This window comes from Cupriavidus sp. WS, from assembly GCF_000395345.1.
GTDB lineage: Bacteria > Pseudomonadota > Gammaproteobacteria > Burkholderiales > Burkholderiaceae > Cupriavidus > Cupriavidus basilensis_B.
On sequence record NZ_AQPL01000324.1, the window covers coordinates 1 to 4,694 of the forward strand.

The 4,694-nt window shown below is 70.0% G+C and carries 6 protein-coding genes; 5 read left to right on the forward strand and 1 reads right to left on the reverse strand.

Annotated features, from left to right (window positions below):
- The coding region (locus tag K206_RS39190) for a DUF1800 family protein (protein WP_043367060.1) at window positions 1–328 on the forward strand (328 nt) is incomplete at its 5' end.
- 20 nt (window positions 329–348) lie between these two features.
- A complete protein-coding gene (locus K206_RS0124635) occupies window positions 349–1,713 on the forward strand; it encodes a DUF1501 domain-containing protein (RefSeq protein ID WP_029044037.1) in 1,365 nt (454 codons plus the stop codon).
- Window positions 1,714–1,723: 10 nt separating this feature from the next.
- Here K206_RS0124635 and K206_RS0124640 read toward each other — a convergent pair whose 3' ends face one another.
- Entirely contained in the window at window positions 1,724–2,308 is a 585-nt protein-coding gene (locus tag K206_RS0124640) for a gamma carbonic anhydrase family protein (protein WP_020205053.1), read from the reverse strand.
- A gap of 163 nt (window positions 2,309–2,471) precedes the next feature.
- On the opposite strand from K206_RS0124640, the gene K206_RS0124645 reads away from it, so the two are divergent.
- The 3 genes from K206_RS0124645 (at window position 2,472) to K206_RS0124655 (ending at window position 4,659) form a co-directional block, all read left to right on the forward strand.
- Window positions 2,472–3,404, forward strand: coding sequence for a hypothetical protein (locus K206_RS0124645; protein WP_052165984.1), 933 nt, complete (start codon window positions 2,472–2,474; stop codon window positions 3,402–3,404).
- 83 nt (window positions 3,405–3,487) lie between these two features.
- Window positions 3,488–3,982, forward strand: coding sequence for a MarR family winged helix-turn-helix transcriptional regulator (locus tag K206_RS0124650; protein WP_020205055.1), 495 nt, complete (start codon window positions 3,488–3,490; stop codon window positions 3,980–3,982).
- Window positions 3,983–4,233: 251 nt separating this feature from the next.
- A complete protein-coding gene (locus tag K206_RS0124655) occupies window positions 4,234–4,659 on the forward strand; it encodes an organic hydroperoxide resistance protein (RefSeq protein ID WP_020205056.1) in 426 nt (141 codons plus the stop codon).
- Window positions 4,660–4,694 lie beyond the last annotated feature (35 nt).

The following is a 4,694-nucleotide window of genomic DNA, read 5'->3' on the forward strand; positions in this document are numbered from 1 at the left end:
CTGGCTCAACCAGCTCGGCGAGCCGCTCTACGGCCGCGTCACGCCCGACGGCTACCCCGCCGCGGAAAGCGCGTGGGCCAGCTCGGGCCAGATGGTCAAGCGCTTCGAGATCGCGCGCGCGATCGGCTCCGGGCAGGCCGGCCTGTTCTCGAAGGACGACGGCAAGCCGGCCGAGCGCACGGGTTTCCCGCAGCCGGGCAACCGCGTCTTCTTCGACAGCATCGAAGCCACGCTCGGCCCCGCCACGCGCACGGCCATGACGCAGGCGGCGTCGCAGGCGGAATGGAACACGATACTGCTGTCCTCGCCGGAATGGATGCAGGACTAGACACGACACGGGAGCATCTCATGCAACGACGTGAATGGCTCAAACGCGCCGGCATGGCCGGACTGGCCACGCTGGCGCCCGGCATCGTCGCGCGCGCCTATGCGCTGCCGCAGCAGGCCGACGCGCGCTTCCTGCTGGTGTTCCTGCGCGGCGGCTACGATGCCACCAACGTGCTGGTGCCGGCGGGCAGCGATTTCTACTACGCCGCGCGGCCCACGATCGCCATCGCGCGGCCTGTCGCGCCCGCCGCGTCCGATACGCCGGCCGACCCGCGCGCGGCGCTCTCGCTCGCGGCGGCTTCCGACGGCGGCGCCGACCGCGGCATCGGCGACTGGGCGCTGCATCCCGCGCTCAGGGACAGCATGCTGCCGCTGTGGCGGAAGCGGCAGCTTGCCTTCGTGCCGTTCGCCGGCACCGAGGACCTGTCGCGCAGCCACTTCGAGACGCAGGACGGCGTGGAGGCGGGCCTGCCGCTGGCCGGCGCCAGCGGCGCGCGCAGCGTGGCGTCGCTGCGCGGCACCGGCTTTCTCAACCGGCTGGCCGGCGTCATGGGCGGGCGCGCCGCGCCGGTGGCCTTCACCGACGGCCTGCCGGTGGTGCTGAGCGGATCGCTCAACGTGCCCAACGTCTCGCTCAAGGGCACCGGGCGCACGCCGTTCGACGAGCGCCAGACGCGCGTGCTGGCGCAGATGTACCGCGGCACGCGCTTCGAGTCGCTGATCGACGAAGGCTTCGAGCTGCGCCAGACCGTGGCGCAGGAGGCCGAGGCCATGCAGCGCCGCAACGCCATGCTGGCGCAGGGCGGGCAAGGAGGACAGGGCGAGGGCGATGCCGCGATGGCCGGCCGCATGCAGGAGATGCAGGCGGCCAACCGGCGCGCGCTCAGCGCCCGCGGCTTCGAGCTCGAGGCGCGCCGCATGGCCGGCCTGATGCGCGAGCGCTTCAACCTCGGCTTCATCGACGTGGGCGGCTGGGACACGCACGTCAACCAGGGCGGCGCGCAGGGGCAGCTGGCCAGCCTGCTCGACAACCTCGGGCGCGGCATCGCCGGCTTCGCCGAGGAGATCGGCCCCGCGTGGAACCAGACCACGCTGGTGGTGGTGTCCGAGTTCGGCCGCACCTTCCGCGAGAACGGCACGCGCGGCACCGACCACGGCCACGGCACGGTGTACTGGGTGGCCGGCGGCGCGGTGCGCGGCGGGCGCGTCGCCGGCGAGCAGGTGGCGGTGGAGCAGCGCACGCTCAACCAGAACCGCGACTGGCCCGTGCTCAACGAATACCGCGCGCTGCTGGGCGGCCTCTTCCGGCGCCTCTACGGGCTGGACGACGCGCGCCTGGCGCAGGTGTTTCCCGGCGCGCGCGCCGTGGACCTCGGGCTGGTCTGACAGCGCGGATTCAACCGGCCAGCGCCTTCAGTTCCGCCTGCAGCTTCGCCATTTCCTGCATCACCTCCGCCGTGAACGCGGGGCCTTCCCAGGCGCGGTAGTTCTGCTGCGCGTAGGCCAGCGCGTTCTTGTAGTACAGGAAGGCATTGAGCCGGTTGCGCACGTAGCTGTTGTGCGTGCGCGTGACCTTGCCGGGGCTGCCCATCACGATGGAATTGGGCGGGATCACGGTGCCTTCCTTGAGGAAGGCATGGCCGGCCACGATGCTGTTGTCGCCGATCACGCAGGCGTCCATGATGGTGGCGTTGATGCCGATCAGGCAGTTGTCGCCGATGGTGCAGCCGTGGATGGTGCAGTGATGGGTGATCGAGCAATGGCTGCCGATGAGGGTGGGCGTGCGGTCGCCCACGTGCAGCATGGCGAAGTCCTGGATGTTGGTGTACGCGCCGATCACGATTTCCGTGTGCTCGGCGCGCGCGGCCGCGTTGATCCAGATCGACGCGTGCTCGTGCACCGTGACCTTGCCGTAGAGGTAGGCCGATTCATGCACGTAGGCGCTCGGGTGGATGCGCACGTCGGGTCCGATCACTGCCATTGTCGTCTCCTGGTTGTGATGATGCCGCGATGGTGTCGTGATGGCTGGCTCCGGCCGATTGTACGCGCCGGCCGCCGGCTGCGGATTGTGCCGCGGCGGCGGCGATGCTACCTTCGCTGCATGACGGCGGCCGGTGCCGCCGCGGCCCAGCCTGGGATACCAAATGACAGTTCCTCCTTGCCGGACCGACGCCCGCGCAAAACCGGGCGCGCCCGCGCGGCTCCGCCTGCCGGCGCTGCTGCTGTTGCTGTGCGGCGTCCTCGGCGCCGCGCGGGCGCAGCCGGCCGCGCCCGCGCCCACAGACAACGCCGCCGCCGCCGTGCCCGCCGCATCGGCGGAGCCGCCGCCGGCCGCGCCGGGCACCATCTGCGACACCGGCTGGTTCCGCTCCGGCGCCCGCACGCAGATGGAAGCCGACGGCGACATGCCGATGTCGATCACCATGACGATCCGCCACCCGGTGCGCACCGAGACCGGCTGCAGCGCCTGGCTGACGATCCATTCCAAGTCCGCGCTGGCGGCGATGATGGGGCCGCCGGTGGTGATGGACCAGGTGCACCACATGAATTTCGACCGCGCGGCCGGCGGCACCGGCGGCACGGTCAGCAGCCAGCGCGCCACCATCAATGCGCGGGCGCGCTATACGCGCCTGTTCGGCGAGGCCTCGTTCCAGGGCCACGGCGTGCTCAGCTACGCCGGCCTGGCGGTGCGCGAAGGCGCGGTGCTGCCCGGCGAGACGCTCACCTCCAGCCTCGACCTGGAGATCCACAGCCTGGCCACCGACGCCTTCGTCACCACCATCCGCGCGCCGTCGGCCTCCGTCACCATCGGCGAGCGGCGCGTGGGCCGCGCGCGCGCCATCGAGACCACGCTGGGCCGCCGCGAGTGCATGCCGATCACCTACGAGAAGCGCAACTCGCTCGGCCCGGTGCTGATGGGCGACGAGGTGATTCAGACCGAACCCGCGGTCATGGAGATCACCGACTGGTACTGCCCCACGGAGTCCTTCGTGCTGCGCACGGAGGTGCGGCAGAAGGGCAAGGTCGAGACCATCGACACCACCGCGCTGGGCCTGCTGGGAGACGACCAGCCGTGAGACCCCGCGCGGCGGCGCGGAAAAATCTGCGGCGCGGAAAAAATAGCTTGCAATTGAATCGTGCACGATATAAATTACGGCTCATGGACACGAAACGCACTCCCCGGAACAAGCAGGCAGCGCCCGGCGCCGGTCTCGACAGCGCCTCCGTGCTGCTGCTGGACCACCAGTTCTGCTTTTCCGTGTATGCCACTTCGCTGGCCCTGAACAAGCTTTACCGCAAGTTGCTGGCGCCGCTGGGCCTGACCTATCCGCAATACCTCGTGATGATGGTGCTGTGGGAGGCCGATGGCCTGACGGTGTCGGACATCGGCGCGCGCCTGCACCTGGACTCGGCCACGCTGACGCCGCTGCTCAAGCGCATGGAAGCGCAGTCGCTGCTGCGCCGCGAGCGCGCCGCGGCCGACGAGCGGCAGGTCATCGTCACGCTGACCCCGCACGGGCGCGCACTGCGGCAGCAGGCAGAGGCGGTGCCGCGCGCGGTGCTGTGCGCGGCCGATTGCGGCATCGAGAAGATCGCGTCGGTCAAGGCGGAGCTCGACAAGTTGCGCGAGCGCTTCGCCGACGCGGGCAGTTGAATGGGCGGTTGAAGAAAGGCGCGGGCGAATGCCCCGCCGGAACGCAATATATATAGTGCGCGATTTAATCGCCAGCGATGTTGAGCGCCGCAACCGGGCACTGGCGATGCGCGGCAGATAGTAGATAGTAAGTAGCAGCAGGCAGCAGCAGGCAGCAGCACACGGCAGTATCGCAGCAGGCAGTACCCCATAACCCCTCGGCTCCCCGGAGCCGGCAGTGTCACTCTCAGTCAACGAACCGGAGATTCATCATGTCGATCGAAAAAGTCCTTTACCGCGCCAGCGCCAGCGCCACCGGAGGCCGTGACGGCCGCTCGGTGTCTTCCGACAACGTGCTGGACGTCAAGCTGGCCACCCCGCGCGAGCTGGGCGGCGCGGGCGGTGTCGGCACCAACCCCGAGCAACTGTTCGCCGCGGGCTATTCGGCCTGCTTCCTGGGCGCGCTGAAGTTCGTCGCGGCCCGCGAGAAGATCGCGCTGCCCGCGGATACCTCGATCACCGGCCAGGTCGGCATCGGCGCGATTCCCACCGGCTTCGGCATCGAGGTGGACCTGAACATCTCGCTGCCCGGCGTGGACCGCGCCGTCGCGCAGTCGCTGGTCGACAAGGCCCATATCGTGTGCCCGTACTCGAACGCCACGCGCGGCAACATCGACGTGCGCCTGACGCTGATCTGAGGCGCCGCGCCGGCGGCCCGCCTCCGCACGGGGAG